At 66.2% G+C, this 527-nt stretch carries 1 protein-coding gene; it reads left to right on the forward strand.

Translation table 11 applies throughout. The features are described from left to right. On the forward strand, positions 1 to 527 hold a 527-nt coding region (locus tag ITJ59_RS18865; protein ID WP_194652835.1), incomplete at both ends, for a cbb3-type cytochrome c oxidase subunit I.

A 527-nucleotide genomic window follows, 5' to 3' on the forward strand; every position in this document is an offset into this window, starting at 1 on the left:
CGATCATGCCGCTCCAGATCGGTGCCCCGGACGTCGCCTTCCCGCGCCTCAACGGCTTCGCGTTCTGGCTGTACCTGTTCGGCTCGCTCATCGCGGTCGGCGGCTTCCTCACCCCGCAGGGCGCGGCCTCGTTCGGCTGGTTCGCCTACGCGCCACTGAGTGACACGACGTTCACACCGGGGCTCGGCGGCACACTCTGGGTCTTCGGGCTCGGCATGACGGGCTTCTCGACGATCCTCGGCGCGGTGAACTTCATCACCACCATCATCACGATGCGTGCCCCGGGTCTGACCATGTTCCGCATGTCGATCTTCACCTGGAACACCCTCGTCACGGCGCTGCTCGTGCTGATGGCCTTCCCTGTGCTCGCCACCGCGCTGTTCGGCCTCGGGCTCGACCGGGTGTTCGACGCGCAGATCTTCAACCCGGCGAACGGCGGTGCCCTGCTCTGGCAGCACCTGTTCTGGTTCTTCGGGCACCCCGAGGTGTACATCATCGCGCTGCCGTTCTTCGGCATCGTGTCCGAG

The organism is Curtobacterium sp. VKM Ac-1393, from assembly GCF_015350995.1.
Lineage (GTDB): Bacteria > Actinomycetota > Actinomycetes > Actinomycetales > Microbacteriaceae > Curtobacterium.